A 21,902-nucleotide genomic window follows, 5' to 3' on the forward strand; every position below is an offset into this window, starting at 1 on the left:
CGGTTTGCTGTGATGCGGAGAGGGAAAGGCCCGCGCGCGGGCGGCTGGAAAGGTTGGATTGGCGCATAGGCGTGTCCGAGTGCAGGCGTGTAGGCGTTGGTTCAGGCGGGCACCACGATCGTGTCTTGCGGATCGAGCGTGACGCTCATGTGCGCGCCCGGCTGCGGAATGCGGCGGCGCGCATCGTGGCCGCCCGGCTGCCGGAGGCTGATGGCGGTGCCGTCGGCGAGCGCCGCGAACACACGCAGGCTTTCGCCTTGATAAAGCACCTCGGTGACGCGGCACGACAGGTGGTTCACGCCGTCGCGCGCGTCGCCGTTGTCGATCACGAGCTTTTCGGTTTGCACCGCGAGCAGCAGCTTGTCGCCGCGCGGCAGCGGGTGCGCGGTGCGCAGCACCGTCTCGCCGAGACGCACGGCGTCGTCGCCCGCGCGCGTCACGTCGAGCAGCGTCGCCTCGCCGATGAAACTCGCGACGAACGCATCGCACGGACGGTCATAGAGCCGCTCGGGCGTATCGATCTGCACGAGCCGGCCGTTCTTCAGCACCGCGACGCGGTCGCTCATCGTGAGCGCCTCGCGCTGGTCGTGCGTCACGTAGACGATCGTCGCGCCGAGCTTGCGATGCAGCCGCCGCAATTCGATCTGCATGGTTTCGCGAAGTTGCTTGTCGAGCGCGGAAAGCGGCTCGTCCATCAGGATCAGTTGCGGCTCGAACACCATCGCGCGGGCGAGCGCCACGCGCTGGCGCTGGCCGCCCGAAAGCTGGCCGATGCCGCGGTTCTCGTAGCCGGAGAGTTCGACCATCGCGAGGGCGTCGGCCACTTTCCTCGCCCATGTGTTTTTCGGCTGACGGCGCGCGCGCAGCGGAAACGCGACGTTCTCGCCGACGCTCATGTGCGGAAACAGCGCGTAGTTCTGAAACACGATGCCGATGTCGCGTTTATGCGGCGGCGCAAATGTAATGTCGCGCTCGCCGACCCAGACCGCCCCCGAGCTCGGCTGCACGAAGCCGCCGAGAATGCCGAGCAGCGTGGTCTTGCCCGAGCCCGAGGGGCCCAGCAGCGAGACGAATTCGCCGGGGGCGATCTCCAGCGAAACGTCGTCGAGGGCCACTACCGGGCCATAACGCTTCGCTGCCGATCGGATCGAAACACCTGTTTTCGCTCGTGCGTCCATTGCGTTCTGTCTCGCTGAAGAAGCCTGCGTTAGGGAAAATATAGGCCGCGTCTATTTTGGCGGCAATTCCCAAATTGTTGGAGAAGGCATAACATGAGGTCATGCCTAACCTGCGCAAAAAACTGCCGAGCGCCAATGCGCTGTTCGTGTTCGAAGCCGCCGCCCGCTGCGGGAACTTCACGCGCGCGGCACAGGAACTGTATGTCAGCCAGCCCGCGGTGAGCCGAATGCTCGCGCGCATGGAGGACCATCTCGGCGTGCGCCTGTTCGAGCGCGTGCGCGGCGGCATCGAGCTGACCGAGAACGGCAGGATTCTTTACCGGAAAATTTCCGAGGGCTTCAACGGCATAGAAGGCGCGATCCGCGAGATCGAGGCGAGGGCGACCGGCGTGGAGTCGGTCACGTTGTCCGTTTCCACGGCCTTCACCACGCACTGGCTGATGCCGCGCATGAACCGGCTGAACCAGGCGTTCCCGAATGTCGACCTGCGCTTTCAACTGATTTCAGGGCGCATCGGCGGGCCGCTCATCGACGTCGATCTCGGCATGCGCTTTCTGCGCGAGGACGAGATCGGCGAGAACAGCGTGCTCGTGATGCCGGAGACGCTGCTGCCGGTGTGCAACCATCGCTACCATGAGACGGCGTCGACCGAGGCGGGCCGCGAGCACGGCGATACGGTGATCGTGATGGACGACGGCGAGCGCGGCTGGCATGAGCGCTTCGGCGAGTTCGCGGCGCACGGGCGGCATCCGGCGAGCATGCTGAGCTTCAACGATTACGCGATCGTCGTGCAGGCCGCGTTGCTCGGGCAGGGTGTGGCGCTAGGCTGGCTCAACGTGGTGTCGCACTGGCTGCTGGAAGGCGCGCTGTTGCCGGCCGAAGAACAGGTGATCGTCACCAACCGGCGTTGCTGCCTGGTGTGGCCGGAGGGCCGGCCGTTGCGGCCGGTCGCGGCGGAGGTGCGCGACTGGATCATCGGCGAGACGCGCGCCGACGTGCGCGCGGTGGATAGCCGATATCCGAAGCTCGGGCTGCGCGGGTTGCTGCGTGACGCGGGGCTCGCGATCGGGTCTTGATGCGGGCCGCGTGGTTCGATTCCGCGCCGCGCCGAAGAAGCGGCGGCGCGGCTGGCAGATGAGGTGAGGTGAGGTGAGGTGAGGTAGGCCGCGGCGGGCCTACCGATGCGCCAGATTACGGGCCGACCCGCAGAACCACGCCGGACGAAATCTGCACCATCAGATAGTCGCCGCCAATGCCGACCCACGAATAGCCGCGCGGAGGCGGAGCAAGGTGGTAGTCGCGCCAGTTGTCGATCACGTACTGGCGATCGCGGTATTCCGGAGGCAGGCGATCGCCCTTGCGCCAGTGTCCGGGCGCGTTCGCCGAATTGCCTGGACCGTCGGCGCTGTGTCCGGGCGGCGCGTCTTTCGGGCCGTGCCCCTTCGATCCGTGACCATGATCGCCTTTACCCGAGTTGCCGTGGCCGGACTTGTCGTGCGGCGGTTGTGCGCTCGCGAGCGACGACGCCAGCATGCCGGTGACTATCAGCGACGCGAGAAGCATGCGCGATTTCTTCATTGCTTATCTCCTGTTAGGTGGTTGCCCGACGGCCCAGGCATGAAGCAGCATCCCGGCGACAGTCATCGGACCTCAGAAGCACTGGGTCAGGGGCATGATAGCGAACTGTCGGGGATTGATCTACTTGTGTTGGGTGAGGGTGGAGAGAAGCAAAGTCCTGCTATTGGACCTTGACGACCACCTTCCCCTTCACGCGTCCTCTCTCGACATAAGCCAGCGCCTCGTTGGTCGACTCGAACGGGAAAACCCGATCGATCACGGGCTTTATCGCACCTGCGTCGACGAGCGCGGCGATCTGACCGAGTTGCTCCCCATTCGCACGCATGAAAAGAAAGGAATAGCTGACGTCATGACGTTTCGCCGCTTTTCTAATGCGGTAGCTCAGAAAGCGCATCGCCGTTTTCAGGAACAACGAGGCACCTATCTCTTTGGCGAAATCGGGATCAGGCGGACCCGCGATTCCGATGAGTTTGCCGCCCGGCTTGAGCACTCGCAGCGACTTCTCGAGCGTGTTTCCGCCTTGTGTATCCAGCACCACGTCGTAGTCTTTCAGGATTGTCGCAAAGTCGTCTTTCTTGTAATCGATGACGATATCCGCGCCGAGTTGCTTCAACCACTCGGCATTCGCCGCGCTCGCCGTCGTTGCGACAGTCGCGCCCACATGCTTCGCCAGTTGAATCGCGAAGGTGCCGACGCCGCCCGAGCCCGCATGGATGAGTACTTTCTGCCCTTTCGTGAGTTGGCCTTTTTCGATCAGCGCCTGCCAGGCGGTCAATCCCACCAAGGGCATTGAAGCCGCTTCTTCCATGCTGAGTGACGTGGGCTTGAGCGCCACGCCGTCTTCCTTGACCGCGATGAATTCCGCGAAAGTGCCGATGCGGTCCTTGTGCGGTCGCGCATAGACTTCATCGCCCGGCTTGAATCGCCGCACGCGCGGTCCGACGCGGACAACCACTCCCGCCAGGTCGTGGCCTAAAATCAATGGCAAACGATAAGGCAGGAGGAGCTTGAATTCCCCATCTCTGATCTTCGAATCGAGCGGGTTCACGCCGGCGGCGTGAATCTGGATCAATACGTCGTCCTCGCGCAGTTCGGGAACCGGCATATCGCCGGCCCGTACGCCATTCTTGCGTCCATATCGATCGACGACGAATGCCTTCATCACAGTTCCTTATTGCTCATTGCATCACTTTGTTTCGCGGGTCGCGGCTTTAAAACGGGAGAGACAGTCACGCGGCCTACGTTGCCAGCCGCAAATCCTTGCGAATGCCGGCGTCCACCAGGCCCGCAGGCGCGAACCTGCGTAGCAATTGCAGACGGCCGGCGAGTCCGCCGGCCGTATAGCGCAGCTTCGGACGAGCCGCGCCGGCGGCCCGCAGTACGGTTTCGGCCACGACCTCGGGACCGTCGGCATTCTCGACCACCTCTTTCACCCGCTTGTCGACGGCCGAGCGCACCTCGCGATATTCGTCGAGCGGGGCGTCGGGCGCCATGAAGTTCGCGTCGAAGGCCGTCTTGATGTACGCGGGCTCGATGACCGAAACCCGAATGCCCTTGGTGCGCAACTCGTGGTCGAGCGACTCCGAGTAACCCGCGACCGCGTGCTTGGTGGCGGAATACAGCGCCATATAGGGCATCGGCAGAAAACCCAGCACGGAGCCGATGTTGATGATGCGGCCGCTGCCGTGTCGGCGCATATGGGGCACCACGGCACGCGTCATGCGGACGATCCCGAAGAAGTTCGTATCGAAGATCGCTCGGGCCTGATCGATCGAACTCTCTTCCGCGGCGGCAGGGGCGACGCCGAAGCCCGCGTTGTTCACCAGCAGGTCGATGCGGCCGTGCAGGCGCAGGACTTCGCTGACGGCCGCTTCCACCGATTCCTCGCTCGTCACGTCGAGCGGCAGCATCTCGAAGGTCCGTTGGCCGCCTTGCGCACCGCGCCGGCTGGTGCCGTAGACCGTGTATCCGGCCTGCGCGAGCCGCTTGGCCGTGGCTTCGCCGATTCCCGACGACGCGCCGGTAACGAGCGCTATTCTGGTTTCCATGATGTTCTTCCGATAGTGAGCGATGTGAGCGATGCTGATACGTGGGTGGCTGGGCTTTCATCCTGCCATTTGTATGATTGTCATCATATTTAAGGTGCAGCGAAAACCGGCGCCGGGCCGGGCGGATTCACACATCAGTGGGCGCGAGTTTTTTCAATGCGGTTTCAAGAAAACTATCCGTGAGCTTCGGATCGTCGACGGCGCGCGCCAGCATCAAGGTGCCGACCATCGTGGCGACCGTCATCAGCGCCTGTTCGTGTGCGCCCGGTTGGCCCCAGTCGGGCAATTGGCGCGCGACGACATCGATCATTTCCTTGATGCGGCGGGTGGCCGCGCGCCGCACGACGGGCGCCTGGCGCGGCATCTCCGAGCCGAGCGCGGAGACCGGGCAGCCCGTTTCCACGCTTTGACAATGCTCTTTCGACAGATACGCGCGCACGATCGCCGGCAACGCCTGGTCGGGCGGCACGGAGGCCGCGATATGTTCGGACATGGCCACGGCTTCGGCGCCGGCACGGTCGGCCGCTTCGGCAAGCAGCACTTCGCGCGACGGAAAGTGGGCATAAAAGCCGCCATGCGTCAGGCCGGCCTCCTTCATGATGTCGGCCACGCCCGTGCCGGCGTAGCCGCTGCGCCGGATCGCGCGGGCGGCCACCTCGACGATGCGCTCGTGTGTGAGTTCCTTGCGACTGGCAGTATTCCGCTTGACTGGGGGCTTTTTCATGACGGTCATCATATACTAGTTTCGACACCCGCGTTTTTCCCGCGCGACGGCCGACGCTCAAGCCAACGCTTCGGCAGGGCTGCCGGCTTGTCGCGATGACTTTACAATCCTGCGCTTAGATCCACAAAACGGGAACCGCGCCATGAAGTCCATCATCGCATCGTCGCTTATCGCAGGCATCGCCGCGATGAGCGCGCACGCGAACGCCGAAACGCCGACCGGCAATGAAACGCCGAAACAGCAGTGCGCGATTGCCTACGTGACCGGCATTGGCGGGACGGCGCAAAGCCTTCGCGAATACCTGTCGAGTTCGAACAGGTATCGCTATCTGGCCGAGAATCCGATTCAGTGCAAACTCTCCGATGAGGGCCGCGCGTCCGGCTGCGTCGGCGTCACCAGCCTTCGGCACGAGAGGGTGAGCGTGTACGACGACAGCGACGACGCGACAATGACCGTGGTGGCGCGCGTGGAACTCGACAGGGGAACGTATCCGGTGATCATCGTCGTGCCGAGGCAAGACGTGAAGTGCGAGGAGTGAATGCGCGGAGCGGCCGCGGCCGCCGTTCATTCAATCGCTCAATCGTTCAATGGTCAGAGACCGATCGTTAGCGCAATGCCGACGCGAAACCGCGATCGACAAGCAGTCCAAGGAGGGAAAACCCGTGTCCAGGACATCCGCATCCACGCTGTTTCCAGTCTTCGAGCGCGCGGTGATCAGCCTGTATGACGGCGGCGTGCTGTCGCCCGCGGTGCTTGAGCGTGTGATTGGCGCGTTCGCCCAGACCGACATCGACTGGCGCACGACCCCGACCGCGCGCTCCGTCGACGGCCGCACGCTGCGCGACATCGTTGCCCAGACGATGCTTCCGGGCGATGCGCCAAAATCGGCGTCGAGTTCGTTTGCGGCCGTGATCGGGCACATCGCCGGAGCAAAAGTATCCGAGGACGACACGCAGGCAACCTCAGAACAGCGTGAACCGTCGCGCGGCAAACCAAAGAAAGCGGCTCGATCAGACGAAGCCGAGAGCAGCGACGACAACAACGACAACAACGACGCAAGCTCCGAAGAACTACTCGCCCAATTGTCGAGCAATGCGCCAAGGGGTAAGCGTAAAGCCGAGGGCAAAGCCAAGCCCGCCACCGACTCGACCCGTTTCAACCCGCTTCTGAACGCAGCGCTGCCGCACAAAAAGAAAGACTGACGGCGCGCTCTTCGCGACATCGCAACGGCGGTTCCGCACCCCCGCGCGAACCCATGCGAGCGCAGACCGCGCATCATCCGCGCGTCCGCCGGAACATTCGTGAATGTGAGCAACCGAAGCCGCTACGGTCTCCGTCTCTCGTCGAAGCCGCGGCTTCATACGGGCTTCACGACCCATCGGCGCATGCGCTCAATGCGAGTTGTTGAATGCGAGCTTCCACTTATATTCTGACGTCATCGGCGCTGGCATAGGGCCGCCGCCAATGAACGAGAGACCGATGATGACCGCCTTTATCGACAGCATGAAACTCAACCACTTGAGCTTCCCCTCAGCCGACACTCCCGCGACCGCCAGGTTCTTTGAACAGCACCTGGGTTTCACTATCGCGGGAACCTGGGACCAGTCGTACATTCTCAAGCGCCCCGGCTTCGACGTGGTGATCGATCACGCGAGCGGCGATGCGCCGGCATGGCCCAAGGCTTTCCATGTCGGCTTCGAACTGCCGAGCCTCGATGCCGTTCACGCGTTGTATGAGCGCTTCAAGACGGAGGGTGTCGAGATGGAGACCGAAGTCTTCAACAATGGCCGCGGTTCGCGCTTCTTTTGCCGCGCGCCGGGCGGCGTGATGTTCGAAATCAATACGCGCCGCGACGCCGCGCCGGAATATCGCGGCACATTCGACGACTGAAAAATGATCCATGCGTAGCTGAAGCGCTGGGGCCGGGGACATTCAGCGCGCGTACTCGCAAGCGGTGTCGCCGGCGTATTACTATCGTGGTCCCATGACACGGATTTCGAGGTGAGAAGAACCATGAGCCCATCGGAACGCATCGACCAGATGATCGCGGAACTCACGGACTGGCGCGGCGAAACGTTTGCCGGCATCCGCAAGAGCATTCTCGAGGCCGACCCGCGGATCATCGAGGAGTGGAAGTGGATGGGAAGCCCGGTATGGTCCCGCGACGGCATGATCGCGGTCGCCAACGCGCATAAAGGCAAGGTGAAGCTGACCTTTGCCCACGGTGCGAATCTTCCCGATCCCGACCAACTCTTCAACGCGGGACTCGAAGGCAACGCGAGACGCGCAATCGACTTTTTCGAGGGCGACAAGATCAATGCGCGCGCGCTGAAAAATCTGGTGCGCGCCGCTATCGATTTCAATCACACCAGCTTGAAGAAGAACGCGCCTGCTCGGGCCAAAAGTGCGCAAAAGTGAAAGACCCGAAGCAATGGCCGATTGAATCGGCCATTGCCCCACGCACGTTCCGCCAGCTTGCTGATATGTCCGTTCACCACGTCCGCGCAAAGCGGTGATTCGCCGCTTCGGCTCGACCGGTTCGCGCCGCTGGCCCGGCCGCGCATAACGGTCATTATTCAGTCACAAACCTCACGCACTATGACCGCCGGCCTCCAACGGCCCACCGAGCTGCGCGCTGGCCCTCCCTGACCACCCCCGAAGATCCACGCGAGCCACGCACGCATGGTCGACGCTTAGCGCCAGGCGCGTCCAAAACAAGCATTCCCTTCAAGGAACACCATCGTGTCTCGTTCAAGACTTTTTGCTCTGACGGCGATCGCCTCGTCGCTCCTGTTCGCCACGGCGGCGCATGCAGCCGTGGACCTCATCGCGGTCGGCCAGTTGAGCGGCTTGAGCGGCGATTTGTCGAAGGAAACGGCGGCGCCGCTGGAGAACGGCGCGGCGGGCAATCTGCTGGGCGGCCTGGGTTCGGGCATCGCCTACGCGGGATGCCATACGTTTGTCGCGGTGCCGGACCGCGGCCCGAATGCCGTGCCGTACAACGCGGCCATCGACGACACCGCGTCGTACATCAACCGCTTTCAGACCTTGCGCCTGCGCCTGAAACCGGGTGCGGCGGGCGCTGCGCTGCCGTACACGCTGACGCCGAAACTCATCGGCACGACGCTGCTTCACGCGTCTGAAACGCTGGTCTACGGAACGGGCGCCGCAGCCGGCGTGCCCAACGGCGCGCCCGCGCTGAATCGCCGCAATCGCACTCACTACTTCACCGGCCGCTCCGACAACTTCGACCCCACGCGCCTGTCGACCAACGCTCTCGACGCACGCTTCGATCCCGAAAGCGTGCGTGTGAGCAGCGACGGCGAAAGCGTCTTTATCTCCGACGAATACGGTCCCTACGTCTATCGCTTCGATCGCCGCAGCGGCCGTCGCACCGATACCTACAAGCTGCCCGATACGTTCGCGGTGTCGACGCTCGCCGCCGTCGGCAGCGACGAAATCTCGCAGAACACTTCGGGCCGCGTGGCGAACAAGGGGATGGAAGGTCTCGCGATCTCGCCGGACGGCAAGACGCTGTTCGGCGCGATGCAAAGCCCGCTGATTCAGGACGGCGGCACCGGCGGCGGGTATACGCGCATCGTCAGGATCGATTTGCGCAGCGGCAAGACCACGCAGTTTGCCTATCCGCTGACGAACATCGGTACGGCGGCGAAGCCGAAGTATCCGACCATCAGCGACGTGGTGGCCGTCAACGACCATGAATTGCTGGTCGACGAGCGCGACGGCAAGGGACTCGGCGACAACTCCACGGCGGCCTTCAAGAAGGTGTTTCACATCGACCTGACAGGCGCGCAGGACGTGAGCAACGCGAGCAGCGAGGCCGGTCTCGCGCCGTATGCGGTGCGCAAAGCCTTGTTCCTCGACGTGGTCGCGTCGTTGACCGCGCACGGCTATAGCGCGAACGACATTCCGGCGAAACTGGAAGGCCTGGCGTTCGGCCCCGACGTGGTAGTCGGCGGCGTGAAGAAGCACACGCTGTTCATCGCCAACGACAACGACTTCCTCGGCACGGTCACCGATACGAATCATCCAGCCGGCATCGCGAACCCGAACCAGTTCTTCGTGTTCGCATGGGATCCGAGCGAGTTGCCCGCCTACGTGGCACAGACGCTGCCGGGCGCGGACGACGATCGTCGCGGCGACGGTCATGGTCATTCGGCCCAGGCTTGTGGCCGCGACGGCGACGACGAGCATTGAGCCAAGGCGCGGCAAGCGCCCCGGCGTTTTGCCGCGCGCCGGTTTTCCGCAAGGCTGAAGCCGGCGCCACGCATCGTCGATGAGCGGATCCGTCACCATAATGGCGGTTCCGCTCTGCATAACAGCCGCGATATCCGTCCTTTTTGTTCTACGCTATAAGCGCGACACGCAGCGCGTCCTGGCGTTCGTCCCGAGGTTCGTCCGAGGTTCATCACACCACACGGCGGGTTTCTTTCAGGGAGTCGCCGCACGCGCTGCGCCCGCTAATGGGCCCCTGCGCCATGCCGTTCGACAAGCCGGAGCCCGATCGTCAGTCAGGCTGCTCGCCTGATTGCCAACCAACCAGCCGGGGCCGCCGACGGCGTACCCTGGCAGCACGCTTCATGGAGGATGACGATGTCGATTCGACTAGGCGAAGAAGCTCCGGATTTCACCGCGGAAACCACCGAAGGGACAATCCATTTTCACGAATGGATCGGCGACCATTGGGCGATCCTGTTTTCTCATCCTAAGGATTTCACGCCGGTTTGCACCACCGAACTCGGATACATGGCCCGGCTGAAGCCGGAATTCGATAAGCGCAACACGAAGATCATCGGTCTTAGCATCGATCCCGTCAGCGATCACGAGAAATGGGTCAAGGATATCGAGGAGACGCAGGGTCACGCGATCAACTACCCGCTGATCGGCGACGCCGACCTGAGCGTCGCGAAGGCCTACGACATGATCCATCCGAGCGCGAGCGGCGGCCCGCGCACCGCCGTGGATAACGCAACGGTGCGCTCCGTGTTTCTGATCGGCCCCGACAAGAAGGTCAAGGCGATGCTCGTGTATCCGATGAGCGCGGGCCGCAATTTCGACGAAGTGCTGCGTCTGCTCGATGCGCTGCAGCTCAACGCGAAACACACGGTGGCGACGCCGGTGAACTGGAAACCGGGGGAGGACGTCATCATCCCGACCTCCGTTTCGAACGACGACGCAGCGAAGAAATACCCGCAAGGCTTCAAGACGGTGAAGCCGTATCTGCGTTACGTCGAGCAGCCGAAGTGAAACCGGCGCGCGTTAGCGCACCTCGCGGTTAAGACGAAGCGCCGTTCTCCACAGTGGCGGCGCGGCCACCGGCACCAGGCCTTCCCGGCCTGGCGCCCCAATACGGCCGGACCATGCCCGCTCGGCGAACGCCCGCGGCATCCAGAGCCAAATAGCGGTTCGAGATAACGTTATCGGAATCGAATCATTCTCAAGGCCCGCTTCGCTCGCTACGCTTGGCGAACTATTGCAAAGCGAGGGCGTATGGCCGCTTCTGTTCCCACATCATTTTCCACGCGACGGCGCACGCTGAAGCTATTAGGCGCGGCGCCCGCACTGAGCGTCTTCGCCGTGACCGGCGTGTTGCACGCGCACCGCGCGCAGGCCGCCGAAGCCGCCGCCACTTCCACCACGCTCGTTCTCGGCGACCAGGCCGGCGGCACGCGCGCGCTGGCGGAAGCGGCGAAAGTGCTCGACGGCGCGCCCTACGCTTTTCGCTGGGCCAACTTCCAGGGCGCCGCGCCGCTCTTCGAAGCGCAACGCGCGGGCGCGGTCGATCTCGCGCCGGCGGGCGACTTGCCGGTGCTCGCGGCGGCGGTGGGCGATCCGAGCTTGAAGATCGTCGCGACGCGCGTGGGCTCCGGCGCGCAACTCGGCATTCTGGTCGCGGCGGATTCGAAGATTCGCACGGTCGCGGATCTGAAGGGACGCACCGTGTTCGTTTCCTCGGCGCGCGGCAGCATTTCGCAGTTTCAGTTGTACGGCGCGCTGGCCGAAGCGGGGCTCTCGAAAGAAGACGTCAGCGTGCGTTTCATCTTGCCGGTCGATGCATTTGCCGCGTTCGCATCGGGATCGATCGAAGCATGGGCGACGTTCGATCCGTACTACGGCATCGCGGTGCAACGCGGCGCGCGGATCTTGCGCGACGGCACCGGCATCAACAGCGGTCTCGGTTTCATCACCGCCTCCGGGGCCGCGCTCGCGGACACGCGCAAACGCGCGGCGATTGCGGACGTCCTGCTCAGGCTGCAACGCGCGGGCGATTGGGCGCTGGCGAACCCCGACGCCTACGCGCAAATCTACGCGACGCTGACGCGCTCGCCGCTCGATGCCGCGAAGCGGATCACGCAACGCGCGTCGCTGAAACAGCACTTCATCACCGAGGCGGATATTGCCGCGCTGCAAAAGGTGGCGGACAGCGCGAACCGCGACGCGATCCTGCCGCGCCGCATCGACGTGCGCGCGATTGCGGACACGCACATCGCGAACGTGTGAACTGTGGCTGAGCGCGTTCGCGATCACGCGCCGGGTGTGGCCGGTTGCACATGAGCCGGCCGGCGAGCGCAACGGCCGCCGCATTGACCACCGCTATCTAGCCGGCGCTAGCGGGAGCCGCCAAAGCCGCGCGCGTGTCGAGCGGCGGCAAGTTGTCGAACGCCGCCCGCCGAAGCGGTTTGCCTGAGCGCGAGCGCAGCGTCCCGATGGTCTCGAACAACGCATCGACGTCGACGCTGCCGGATGCCGCGTCGAAACAGAGCGCGATTCGTTCGAGCAGTTCGAGCGCCGCCTCGGTTCGGCCTTCGTCGCGCAGCAGCGCGGCGAGCGCCATCGAGGCGCGCAGTTCCCACATCCTCGCGCCCTGCGTGCGGGACAGTTCGATCGCCTTCGCGAAGCACGCCGACGCGTCGCTGCGCCGCGCGTTGGACGCATTCCCCGCATAGGCCTGCGCGCGCGCTTCGGCGTGTGCCGCAAGCCCCAGCACGCGCCAGATTTCCGGCAGGAAAATCAGCTCGCCGTTGCTTTCGCAGAATGCCAGCGCTTCGTTCAATCGGCTGCGGGCTTCGTGGATTTGCCCGGCCGTGACGAGCGCCTCGGCGTAGGCGACGATGAACAGCGTGATCAAACGCCGGAAGCGGCGCGCGATCAACGCGTCGAGCGCCTGCGCGAGAACCGGCAGCGCCCGCTGTGCGTGTCCGTCGAGAATGTCGCGATACGCGGACAGGCAGTCGCAGTAATCCAGCCACACCTCGGAGCGATGCAGCGCGGCTTGCGAGCGCATGATCTCCAGATAGGCCGCGCCGCCGCTCAGATCGCCCGACAACAACGCAAGCGGCGCCGCCGCCGCGCCGAGCACATGCGTGAGCGACGGTTCCATCGTATGGGGGCGCACCAGGCTCACGAGTTGATCGACGAGCGCCAGGGCCTCGCCGACATTCCCTTCGAGCCACGCGATTCGCGCGAGCGTGCCGTTGCAATAGACGAGCGGATCGACGGCGAAGCTGCCCACCCGCTGCGCTTTGCCGTCGAGCGAGACGATACGTTGCCTGACGTCGAGCAGCGCCTGCCGGGCTTCGCCATGCCCGCCGAGACAATGCAGCGAAATGGCCACCAGTTGGTCCGCCAGTATCTGTTGCCACGGGTTCTCTTGTGCTTGTGCCTGCGCGAATTGCTGGAACCGCTTCGCGTACTTCATCGATTCGTGGATGTTTCCACCGGACATCATCGTGTTCCAGAGGCCCCATAGCGCGCGGGCATGAAACGCTTCGTCGCCGCACGCCAGCGCGAGCGCGAGCACGTCGCGCCACAATTCGGCCGACCGCCCAACCGCGCCGCGAATGTAGGGCAAGGCCGACGCCAACGCCGCGCGCACGCGCATTTCGCTGACGGCGGCGACCGATGCGGCGGGGAGCTTGTCGAGCGCGTCGACCGCTTGCCCGGTGCGAGCGCAGCACTCCGCGATCATGCCGGCGTCGAGCAGCGCGCCGGCCAGATTCGACGCGAGTTCGACGCCGAGCCGCACGTCGCCCTCCGGGGAGAACGCCCAATCCAGGGCGCTGCACGCGTCGTCGAGCGAATGCTGGAAAACCGCCGCGTGATCAGCGGCGCTCGAATCGGTGCTGGTCGCCGCGCCGGCAGCCGTCCGCGCCGGACGAGCCTGCAAGCAGCAGGCGAGATAGCGCGCATGGCGCGCGGCCAGATCCTGCCGCTCGCCTTCCGCCTGGAGCTTTTCGAGCGCATAGGCGCGCGTCGATTCGGAGAGACGATACCGCGCCACCGGACCGTCGAATTCGACATTCACCAGCGATTTGGCGAGCAGTTCGCTGATGCCGTTGATCGCGCTCGCGACCGTCAAGCTGGCGTCGCACACGACCGCGCACATGGCCTCGAACGTGAACAGGCCGCCGAACACCGCGATTCGTCTGAACAGCGACTGCGCGCCGGCGTCGAGCAGCGCGAAGCTCCAGTCGAAGGTCGCGCGCAAGGTTTGATGGCGCGGCAGCGCGGTCCGATAGCCGCCCGCGAGAATCGCCATGCGATCGTCCAGCCGCTGATACACGCCTTCCACGCCGAGCGCCACGACGCGGGCCGCGGCCAGTTCGAGCGCGAGCGGAATGCCGTCGAGCCGCCGGCATATCTCGCCGACGAGCCGCAGTTCCGCACGCTCCGCGCCCACCTTGCGCTGCAACGAGTTGGCGCGCAGCAGAAACAGATTCACGGCCGACTGCTGCAAGATCTCCGCGTCGCTCGAATCCGGTTGCGGCACGTCGAGCGGGTCCACCCGAAAAATTGCTTCGGGCATGATGCGCAGCGGCTCCCTGCTCGTGACGAGCACGCGCAGCGAAGCGCATTCCGCGACCAGCGCCTCGACGACTTCCGCCACCTCGTCCACCAGGTGCTCGGCGTTGTCGAGCACCAGCAGCCGGCGTTTTTGCGCGAGCGCGGCGGCCATTTGTGCAACACCCGGCGCAACACCCGGCGCGACGTCTGCCGCAGCCAGGCCGCAGCCTTCGGCGATGGCGGCGAGCACGCCGCCGTGCGCGGTGAGCGCGGCCAGTTCCACGAAGCACACTTCGACGAAATCCGCGGCGGCGTGACGGGCCGCTTCGATCGCGAGACTGGTTTTGCCGATGCCGCCCGCGCCCACCAGCGTCAGCACGTGCGCGTGCGCGAGCATCGCGCGGATTTGCCGAACCGCCGCCTCGCGGCCCACCAGGTGCGTCTTGGGCGGCGGCAACGGGCATGCGGCAGGCGCGGGCGCGAAGGATTGCCCGGGCGCCGACCGGTTCGATCGGCGCACCAGTTGATAACCGCGGCCGGGCACGGTGAGAATCAGATCGCGGTCCGCGCCGAGTATTTTTCGCAGCGCGGAGAGGTGCACCTGAATGTTGTTTTCTTCGACTATGGTGTTGGGCCAGACCGCGTTCATCAACTCGTCTTTCGTGACGAGGCGGCCGCCCGCCGATGCGACCACCGCGAGGATATCGAACGCACGGGAGCCGAGATGCACCGGTTCGCCGTCCTTGCGCAACGTCCGCATTTCCAGATCGATGTGAAAGCGGCCTAATTCGATCATGTCGTTTTCAGGTTCCGGGCAATGAGCGTGATAAGGCAACGGTGCGGCTCGATCGTGGCGTCACCCGCCTTTGCATGACTTCCATCCGGCGGTGCGCGCTCGAACGGCCATCGTCGACGTGATCGAAAGTACCTTGGCGAATTGCGCGTGTCTTGTCGGTTAGTGCGATGCTTTGTATGAAAGTCCAATGGCATGAAACAACGGCGGCGCTCGATCGTTCAATCGGCGCCGGCTCGACGCATGCGTTGCAAGCGGGTCAGTTGCAGGCTTGCCGGCGCCACGCGCCGGGCGGCACGCCGACCCATTGCGAGAATATTCGCGTGAAATGACTCTGATCGGAGAAGCCGCAGGCGATGGCGATTTCCGACAGGGAATAGTCCGAATGCTTCAGCAGGTCGCGGGCGCGGTCGATGCGCCGTTCGAGCAGCCATTGATGCGGCGTGCGATGCGTGGTCTCGCGAAACGCGTGAATGAAGTAGCTGCGTGACAGATTGCACGCGCTTGCGATTTCCTCGATCGAAACGTTGCCTTGCGACTTCGCGAGCAGCATGTCCTTGGCGCGTGCTTCCTGCAAACTGGAGAGGCGGCGGCTTTTCTTCTCCGATTGCGGCGGCGCGTTGCCGTACCGATCGAGCAGATGGGTTCCGATGGTGACGCCCAATTGTTCGACGAAGAGCGGGCTGGCCTCGCTCTGCCGGTCGAGCGTGAGCGCCAGCACCTGGGCGAGATGGCCGAGCACCGGGTCCTTGTGCCCGGCCAGCGGCGCGAGCCGCGGCACGCTCGCGCCGCTTCGCTCATAGCAGGCGTTCGCCATGAAAGCGCGCGACAGTTCGATCAGCACGAAATCGAAGCCGCTTTGCAAGTCGGCTTTATAGTCGTCCGCGAAGTCGCGAATGTAGATGCTGTCCTGTTCGAAGTCGTGCGAGGTCCAGCGGTGGCCCGAGAAAATACGCCGGCGATGCCCGGTTTTCAGCGACACGCCAATCAGAAAGCCGCGCTCCGAACCGTGCATGGCAACGGCGCTGGCCTTGTTGTCGCGCGTGCATTTGCGATGGAATCTGAACTCGCCGGTGTCGAGTTCGAGATCGCGGTACAGGTGGCTCGACAGGCAGCCGAGCGAGTCCTTCGGGCGTGCGGCCGTGGCGGCGGATGTCTGAGTATCGTCAAGCATGGATCGTCACCTCGATTCGTCGCGCAGCGGTCCCGCTACCTCGGTAATTTAACCGAAAATAACGAAATGTAATTATTCGTCATTATGGCTTAAACGGTTGAAATCGGTGGTGATCGCAAACGGTCTCAATCGGTCGCAATCGGTCGCAATCAGTGGAATAACGAGTTCAATCGCCAATGCGGTCTTTATCCGTTTGGCGGACCTCAACGCACGCGCGGCGCGTTTTTCCGGCGAGCCAGGTTCGCCGGAAAAACGCGCCGCGCATCGGCAACGAGCGTTGCCCCGATTTATCCCGGATCAGCGTCCGAGCTTCGGCATCAGCTTTGCAAGAACTCCAGCAGATCGGCGTTGACCTTATCGGCCAGCGTCGTGCACATGCCATGCGGCGCGCCCGGATAAACCTTCAGCGTGGCGTTCTTCACCAGCTTCGCCGAGAGTCGCGCCGAGTCGTCGATCGGCACGATCTGGTCGTCGTCGCCGTGCAGGATCAGCGTGGGGACGTCGATCTTCTTCAGGTCGGCGGTGTAGTCCACCTCGGAGAACTGCTTCACGCATTCGTACTGGCCGAGTATCGAGCCGAGCATGCCTTCGCGCCAGAACTCGTCGATCGTGCCTTGCGAGGTTTTCGCGTTGGGCCGGTTGAAGCCGTAGAACGGCATGGCCAGGTCCTTGTAGAACTGCGAGCGGTTCGCCGCCACGTTCGCGCGAATGCCGTCGAACACGGACATCGGCAGGCCGTTCGGGTTGCTCTCGGTCTTGACCATGATCGGCGGCACCGCGCCGATCAGCACGGCCTTGGCGACCCGCGAGGTGCCGTGGCGGCCGATGTAATGCGCGACTTCGCCGCCGCCCGTCGAATGGCCGACGAGCGTCGCGCCCTTCAGGTCGAGCGCGTTGATCACCGCGGCCAGGTCGTCGGCGTAGGTGTCCATGTCGTTGCCGTGGGACGGCTGATCGGAGCGGCCGTGGCCGCGGCGGTCGTGGGCGATGACCCGATAGCCCTTCTGCACGAGGAAGAGCATTTGCGCGTCCCACGCGTCGGCGTCGAGCGGCCAGCCGTGCGAGAACACCACGGGCTTGCCGGTGCCCCAGTCCTTGAAGAAGATCCGCGTGCCGTCTTTGGTGGTTACCGTGTTCATCGTGTGTCGCTCTCCATGCTGTGAGTGGGATGCACTGCCTGCGTGCGGATTGCCGCCGGCCGCCGCGGCGGCCATCGCGACGCTCGGCGCGGCCATGGCGGCGACTGCCGCGCCGGCCGCGCCAGCGCCCGCAACCAGCAGTTGCCGACGATTCGCCGAGGGGATTGCGGATGGGTTAGCCAAATTTCTCTCCAGTCTTGACGTTGATGAATCGCTGTTCTTGACGATGCATGATGCGGCATCGCAGGTTTCAATCGTAAGACTGCGCGCACTGTATTGAACTTCAGATTGCTTAAATCTTCTTAACGGGCATGCCGTCAGGCGTCGATCCGGCGGCGCAGGCCGTCTCCGGCGAGCGGCATGTCGCGCAGGCGCTGGCCGGTCGCGTCGAACAACGCATTGCCGAGCGCGCCGGCGGTCGGTCCCATCGACGCTTCGGCCGCGCCCAGAAACGGTGCGCCGGGGCGGTCGAGCAGGTGCACGTTCAGGCTGCGCGGCACGGCGGAGAACCGCAGGATCGGATAGCTGCTCCAGTCGAAGCTGCGGATGCGCCGCGTGTCGAACTTCAAGGCCTCGTAGAGCGTCCAGCTCGCCGACTGGATCACGCCGCCTTCGATCTGGTTGCGGATGCCGTCGGGGTTGACGATCTGCCCGGAGTCCACCGCCACTTCCGCGTGTTCGAGCGTCACCTGACCGGTCTCGCGCACGACGGCAACCTCGACGGCGATCGCCACATACGCCATCAGGTTCTTGTACTTGCCGAACGCGAAGCCGACGCCGTGATTGGCCTTGCGCGGCGCGCGCGGCCAGCCGAATTTCTCGGCGGCGAGGCGGATCACGTCGCGTGCGCGCGGGTCATGCAGATGCTTCAGACGGAACGCGACCGGATCGGCGCCCGCCGCGGCGCTGAGTTCGTCCATGAAGGACTCGATCGTGAACACGTTCATGTGCGCGCCGAGCGAGCGCATCGCCGACGTATGCAGCGGCATGGTCGGCGAGAAATGGTTCATCACGTGCAGATTCGGAAACGTGTAGAGCGGAATCGCGTTGCGGTCGCCGCCGCCTTCGGGCTGCACCATCGGCACCGAGGGCGCCGGCGTGAACGGCTTCTCCAGCAACTGCGCCGGAATCAGCCGGCCGGCGTTGACGATCCGCTCGTTGTGCGAGCTGCTCCACAGCGCGTAATCCCAGTCGACGATGCCGCCGCCGGCGTCGAGCGAGGCCTTCGCTTGCGTGACCATCGCGGGCGTGTAGTGATCCCACGTGTGTTCCTGTTCGCGCATCCATTGCACGCGAACCGGGCGTCCGGCCATGTCGCGCGCGATCAGCGCGGCGTGCGCGGCGACGTCGTCCGCGCCGTTGTGGCCGTAGCAGCCCGAGCCTTCGACGTGGACGCAGCGCACGTTCTCTTTCGGCAGCGCGAGCATTTCGGCCAGCGCGTCGCGCAGCGGATAGACGCCTTGCGAGTGCGTCCACACGGTCATGTGGCCGTCCTTGAACTGCGCGACCGAGCACGACGGTCCGATCGAGCCGTGCAGCATGTAGCGCTTGGTGTAGGTCGCGCTCAGCGTTTTGAGCGGCGCGCCCGCCGGGCCATGCGTGTTGGCGATCTCGATGTGTTCGGTGGAAATCTGTTTGAGATCGCGGTGCACGGTGGCGGGATCGGGCAGCGCGTGCCCCGCGCTCCACTGGCTGCCCGCCGCGAGCGCCCGTTGCGCCTGCACCGCCTGCCATTCGCCCTTGGCGACCACGGCCAGCATGCTGCCGTCGCGGATCACGTCGACCACGCCCGGCATCTTCAGGACATCGGGCGTGTTGGTGCGCAGCAGTTGCGCGCCGTACACCGGCGGCAGCACCACGCGCGCATGCAGCATGTCCGGCATGACCATGTCCTGCACGTAGCTCGGGCCGCCCGTTACCTTGCCCGGTATGTCGAGACGCGGCAACGAGGTGCCGATCACGCTGAAGGTCGCCGGATCTTTCAGCGGCGACTCAGGTGTGGCCATGCGATGCAGGTCGACCAGGCCGACGGCTTCGCCATAGGTCATCGATCTTCCATCGGGCGCCTTGATGATCGCGTCGTGCGCGCTCAACGCGCTGCCGCTCACGCCGAAGTGTTTGGCCGCCGCGTCGACGAGCAGCCCGCGGACCTGCGCCGCCGCGTTCAGCAGCGCGCTGCCGCTATCGGCGATGGTGTGGCTGCCGGCCGTGAGTCCTTCGTCGGGCGACGCGCCGGTGTCCGCGGTCAGGAAGGTGATCAGCGACGGCGCCATGCTCAGTTCCTCGGCCGCGACCTGGAGCAGCGCGGTGCGCACGCCCGTGCCGAGTTCCACCTTGCCGGTATAGACGGTCACCTTGCCCGCGGGATCGATCTTGATCCACGCGTCGAGATAGGGGTTGGTTTTCAGGCTGCCCGCCAGCTTCTCGGTGGCTTTCGCGATGTGCACGGCGGCGCCTTCGTCGGCGATCACTTGCTGCGCGAGTGCCTTCGCGCCGGGGAACAGGCTGAAGCTCACCACCAGCGCGCCCGACACCATGAAACGGCGGCGTCCTTCGTCGATGCCGTTGATGTCGTCGATCTTGTCGATCTTGTCGATCCTGCCGTGGACGCTCATTGCGTGCCTCCGTGGTTCCCAGCGCGTTGTGGCTTCGCGGCGGGCACGCCGTCGCCGGCCGGCAGATGCGCGACCTCGCGGATCGCCGCGAGAATGCGCATATGCGTGCCGCAGCGGCACAGATTCGGCTCCATATGCTCGCGCAACTCGCTTTCCGTCGGATGCGGGTTGCGATCGAGCAGCGCCTGCGCGCGCATGATCATGCCGGCGATGCAATAGCCGCACTGCGCGGCCTGATGCTCAATGAACGACTTCTGCAACGGACCGGGACGCTCCGCGGTGCCGAGACTTTCCACGGTGCGCACGGGCCGCGCGCCGATCGACGAAACCGGCACCAGGCACGAGAAAACCGCTTCGCCGCCGACGATCACGGTGCATGCGCCGCATTGCCCGAGACCGCAGCCGAACTTCGCGCCGTGCAGGTGCAGATCGTCGCGCAACGCGTAAAGCAGCGGCGTGGACGGGTCGATATCGAGGGCGTGCTGCACGCCATTCACGGTAAGCGTGATCATCGCGCGTTGTTCTCCTTTCTGACTTTCGCCACGGTGGCTTCGACGTCGTTCCAGGCGCCGCGCTGCGAATACGTGGCGCGAATGTAGGCGGCGAGATCGGCGATTTGCTGGTCGCTATAAATCTCGCCGAAGGCCGGCATGTAGTTCATCGCATCCGCGCCGTGCCAGCCGATGCCGCCGAGCATCATCTGGATCGCGTTGCGCGGCGTGGCGGCATTCACCGCGGTGCTGAACGCGAGGGTGGGGCGTTCGCCGATCGCCTGCATCGGCGCGGCGGGTCCGTGGCATTGCGCGCATGACGCGCCGAACAGGATCGCGCCGCGCTGCGCCGACGCGGACGTTTCGGCTTGCGTTCTGCCTGGCGTTTTGCCTTGCGTTTCGCCCTGTTCCGCAGCCTGTGCCGATACGTTCGCGACAGCGGGCCGCGGCTTCTGAAGCGACAGGATGTAGGTGGCGATGGCCTCCACGTCCTGCTCGGGCACGCTGGCGAGATCGCGCGTGACGGGCAGCATCGGGCCGGCCGCCGCGCCGTGTTCGCTCGCGCGGCCGCTGCGCAGATAGGCGACGAGCTGCTCTTTCGTCCACGGTTTCGGCGCGGCGCCGAGCGCATTGAGCGCGGGCGCTTCCCAGCCGTCGACCATCCCGCCGTCGAACGCGTGGCCTGACTTCTCGCCGCCGATCGCGTCGAGCGGCGAATGGCACGAGGCGCAATGGCCGAGGCCATCCACCAGCAGCTTGCCGCGATTCCATTCGGCGTCTTTCGACGTCTCCGCGGGACGCTCGCCGGCACGCAGGAACAACACGTTCCAGAATGCCAACAAGGGCCGGAAGTTCAGCGGGAAGATCAGGTCGTTAGGCGGCGCGCTCGCGCTGACCGGTTCGCGCGTCATCAGATACGCGTATGCCGCGGCAATGTCGGGATCGGACATGCGCGTGAAGTGGATGTACGGAAACGCGGGATACAACAGATGCCCGTCGCGCGCCACGCCGTGACGCACGGCACGCGTGAACGCTTCGAGCGACCAGTTGCCGATGCCGGTTTGCACGTCCGGTGTGATGTTGGTGGCGTAGATCGTGCCGAACGGCGTGGCGAGCGACAGGCCGCCCGCGAACGGCTTGCCGCCCTTGGCCGTGTGGCACACGATGCAGTCGCCCAGCGCGACGACGCGCGCGCCCGCGAGCCTCGTCTGCGAATCGAACGATGAAGCCGGCGGCGCATTGACCGGCGCGATCGCGGGCTTCCACATCGACCACACGGCGACGATCAGCGCGGCGACGATCGACGCGCCGGTTGCCGCTAGCAAGATTGGCTTGCGAGTCATCAGGCACCTGTCAA

Annotated in this window: 19 protein-coding genes; 8 read left to right on the forward strand and 11 right to left on the reverse strand. The window is 64.8% G+C overall.

Annotated elements, in window-relative coordinates; translation table 11 throughout:
* Positions 1-101: 101 nt before the first annotated feature.
* The gene (locus tag ACTJLC_RS18625; protein WP_440844822.1) at positions 102-1,178 is read right to left on the reverse strand and encodes an ABC transporter ATP-binding protein; all 1,077 of its coding nucleotides are present in this window, start codon (positions 1,176-1,178) and stop codon (positions 102-104) included.
* 101 nt (positions 1,179-1,279) lie between these two features.
* On the opposite strand from ACTJLC_RS18625, the gene ACTJLC_RS18630 reads away from it, so the two are divergent.
* A complete protein-coding gene (locus tag ACTJLC_RS18630) occupies positions 1,280-2,254 on the forward strand; it encodes a LysR family transcriptional regulator (RefSeq protein ID WP_310313684.1) in 975 nt (324 codons plus the stop codon).
* A gap of 115 nt (positions 2,255-2,369) precedes the next feature.
* Here ACTJLC_RS18630 and ACTJLC_RS18635 read toward each other — a convergent pair whose 3' ends face one another.
* The 4 genes from ACTJLC_RS18635 to ACTJLC_RS18650 form a co-directional block, all read right to left on the reverse strand.
* The gene (locus ACTJLC_RS18635) at positions 2,370-2,756 is read right to left on the reverse strand and encodes an RcnB family protein (RefSeq protein ID WP_310313687.1); all 387 of its coding nucleotides are present in this window, start codon (positions 2,754-2,756) and stop codon (positions 2,370-2,372) included.
* 160 nt (positions 2,757-2,916) lie between these two features.
* The gene (locus ACTJLC_RS18640) at positions 2,917-3,918 is read right to left on the reverse strand and encodes an NADP-dependent oxidoreductase (protein WP_310313690.1); all 1,002 of its coding nucleotides are present in this window, start codon (positions 3,916-3,918) and stop codon (positions 2,917-2,919) included.
* Positions 3,919-3,994: 76 nt separating this feature from the next.
* On the reverse strand, positions 3,995-4,804 hold the full coding sequence (locus ACTJLC_RS18645) for an oxidoreductase (protein WP_154873055.1): 810 nt from the start codon (positions 4,802-4,804) through the stop codon (positions 3,995-3,997).
* A gap of 127 nt (positions 4,805-4,931) precedes the next feature.
* Positions 4,932-5,540, reverse strand: coding sequence for a TetR/AcrR family transcriptional regulator (locus ACTJLC_RS18650; protein WP_310313694.1), 609 nt, complete (start codon positions 5,538-5,540; stop codon positions 4,932-4,934).
* A gap of 130 nt (positions 5,541-5,670) precedes the next feature.
* Here ACTJLC_RS18650 and ACTJLC_RS18655 point away from each other — a divergent pair, with 130 nt between their 5' ends.
* The 7 genes from ACTJLC_RS18655 to ACTJLC_RS18685 all read left to right on the forward strand — a co-directional run bounded on the left by ACTJLC_RS18655 (position 5,671) and on the right by ACTJLC_RS18685 (position 12,050).
* The gene (locus ACTJLC_RS18655; RefSeq protein ID WP_310313697.1) at positions 5,671-6,066 is read left to right on the forward strand and encodes a hypothetical protein; all 396 of its coding nucleotides are present in this window, start codon (positions 5,671-5,673) and stop codon (positions 6,064-6,066) included.
* A gap of 124 nt (positions 6,067-6,190) precedes the next feature.
* The gene (locus ACTJLC_RS18660; RefSeq protein ID WP_440844825.1) at positions 6,191-6,730 is read left to right on the forward strand and encodes a hypothetical protein; all 540 of its coding nucleotides are present in this window, start codon (positions 6,191-6,193) and stop codon (positions 6,728-6,730) included.
* A gap of 301 nt (positions 6,731-7,031) precedes the next feature.
* On the forward strand, positions 7,032-7,418 hold the full coding sequence (locus tag ACTJLC_RS18665; RefSeq protein ID WP_073428990.1) for a VOC family protein: 387 nt from the start codon (positions 7,032-7,034) through the stop codon (positions 7,416-7,418).
* Between the two features lie 123 nt (positions 7,419-7,541).
* Complete coding sequence (locus ACTJLC_RS18670; protein WP_310313703.1) at positions 7,542-7,946, forward strand: DUF1801 domain-containing protein; 405 nt, start codon at positions 7,542-7,544, stop codon at positions 7,944-7,946.
* A gap of 324 nt (positions 7,947-8,270) precedes the next feature.
* Positions 8,271-9,746: an esterase-like activity of phytase family protein gene (locus ACTJLC_RS18675; RefSeq protein ID WP_310313707.1), complete on the forward strand. Its 1,476-nt coding sequence runs from the start codon at positions 8,271-8,273 to the stop codon at positions 9,744-9,746.
* A 396-nt stretch (positions 9,747-10,142) separates the two neighbouring features.
* Positions 10,143-10,796, forward strand: a complete 654-nt coding sequence (locus ACTJLC_RS18680; protein ID WP_073428989.1) for a peroxiredoxin — start codon at positions 10,143-10,145, stop codon at positions 10,794-10,796.
* 243 nt (positions 10,797-11,039) lie between these two features.
* On the forward strand, positions 11,040-12,050 hold the full coding sequence (locus ACTJLC_RS18685; protein WP_310313710.1) for an ABC transporter substrate-binding protein: 1,011 nt from the start codon (positions 11,040-11,042) through the stop codon (positions 12,048-12,050).
* Between the two features lie 97 nt (positions 12,051-12,147).
* On the opposite strand, the gene ACTJLC_RS18690 is transcribed toward ACTJLC_RS18685, so the two are convergent.
* From ACTJLC_RS18690 to ACTJLC_RS18715, 6 genes are all read right to left on the reverse strand, one after another.
* Complete coding sequence (locus ACTJLC_RS18690) at positions 12,148-15,129, reverse strand: winged helix-turn-helix domain-containing protein (RefSeq protein WP_440844829.1); 2,982 nt, start codon at positions 15,127-15,129, stop codon at positions 12,148-12,150.
* 256 nt (positions 15,130-15,385) lie between these two features.
* Positions 15,386-16,300 (reverse strand): helix-turn-helix transcriptional regulator, encoded by a 915-nt coding sequence (locus ACTJLC_RS18695; protein WP_154873063.1) that lies wholly within the window; start codon positions 16,298-16,300, stop codon positions 15,386-15,388.
* 317 nt (positions 16,301-16,617) lie between these two features.
* Positions 16,618-17,439, reverse strand: a complete 822-nt coding sequence (locus ACTJLC_RS18700) for an alpha/beta fold hydrolase (RefSeq protein ID WP_154873064.1) — start codon at positions 17,437-17,439, stop codon at positions 16,618-16,620.
* Between the two features lie 317 nt (positions 17,440-17,756).
* Complete coding sequence (locus ACTJLC_RS18705; RefSeq protein WP_310313717.1) at positions 17,757-20,054, reverse strand: xanthine dehydrogenase family protein molybdopterin-binding subunit; 2,298 nt, start codon at positions 20,052-20,054, stop codon at positions 17,757-17,759.
* A complete protein-coding gene (locus ACTJLC_RS18710; RefSeq protein WP_310313720.1) occupies positions 20,051-20,566 on the reverse strand; it encodes a (2Fe-2S)-binding protein in 516 nt (171 codons plus the stop codon). The genes ACTJLC_RS18705 and ACTJLC_RS18710 overlap by 4 nt, the downstream gene beginning before the upstream one ends.
* Positions 20,563-21,888 carry a cytochrome c gene (locus tag ACTJLC_RS18715; RefSeq protein WP_310313724.1) on the reverse strand — a complete coding sequence of 442 codons (1,326 nt, stop codon included), beginning with the start codon at positions 21,886-21,888 and terminating at the stop codon, positions 20,563-20,565. The genes ACTJLC_RS18710 and ACTJLC_RS18715 overlap by 4 nt, the downstream gene beginning before the upstream one ends.
* Positions 21,889-21,902 lie beyond the last annotated feature (14 nt).

It is taken from the genome of Paraburkholderia sp. 22099 (genome assembly GCF_052045835.1).
Classification (GTDB): domain Bacteria; phylum Pseudomonadota; class Gammaproteobacteria; order Burkholderiales; family Burkholderiaceae; genus Paraburkholderia; species Paraburkholderia terricola.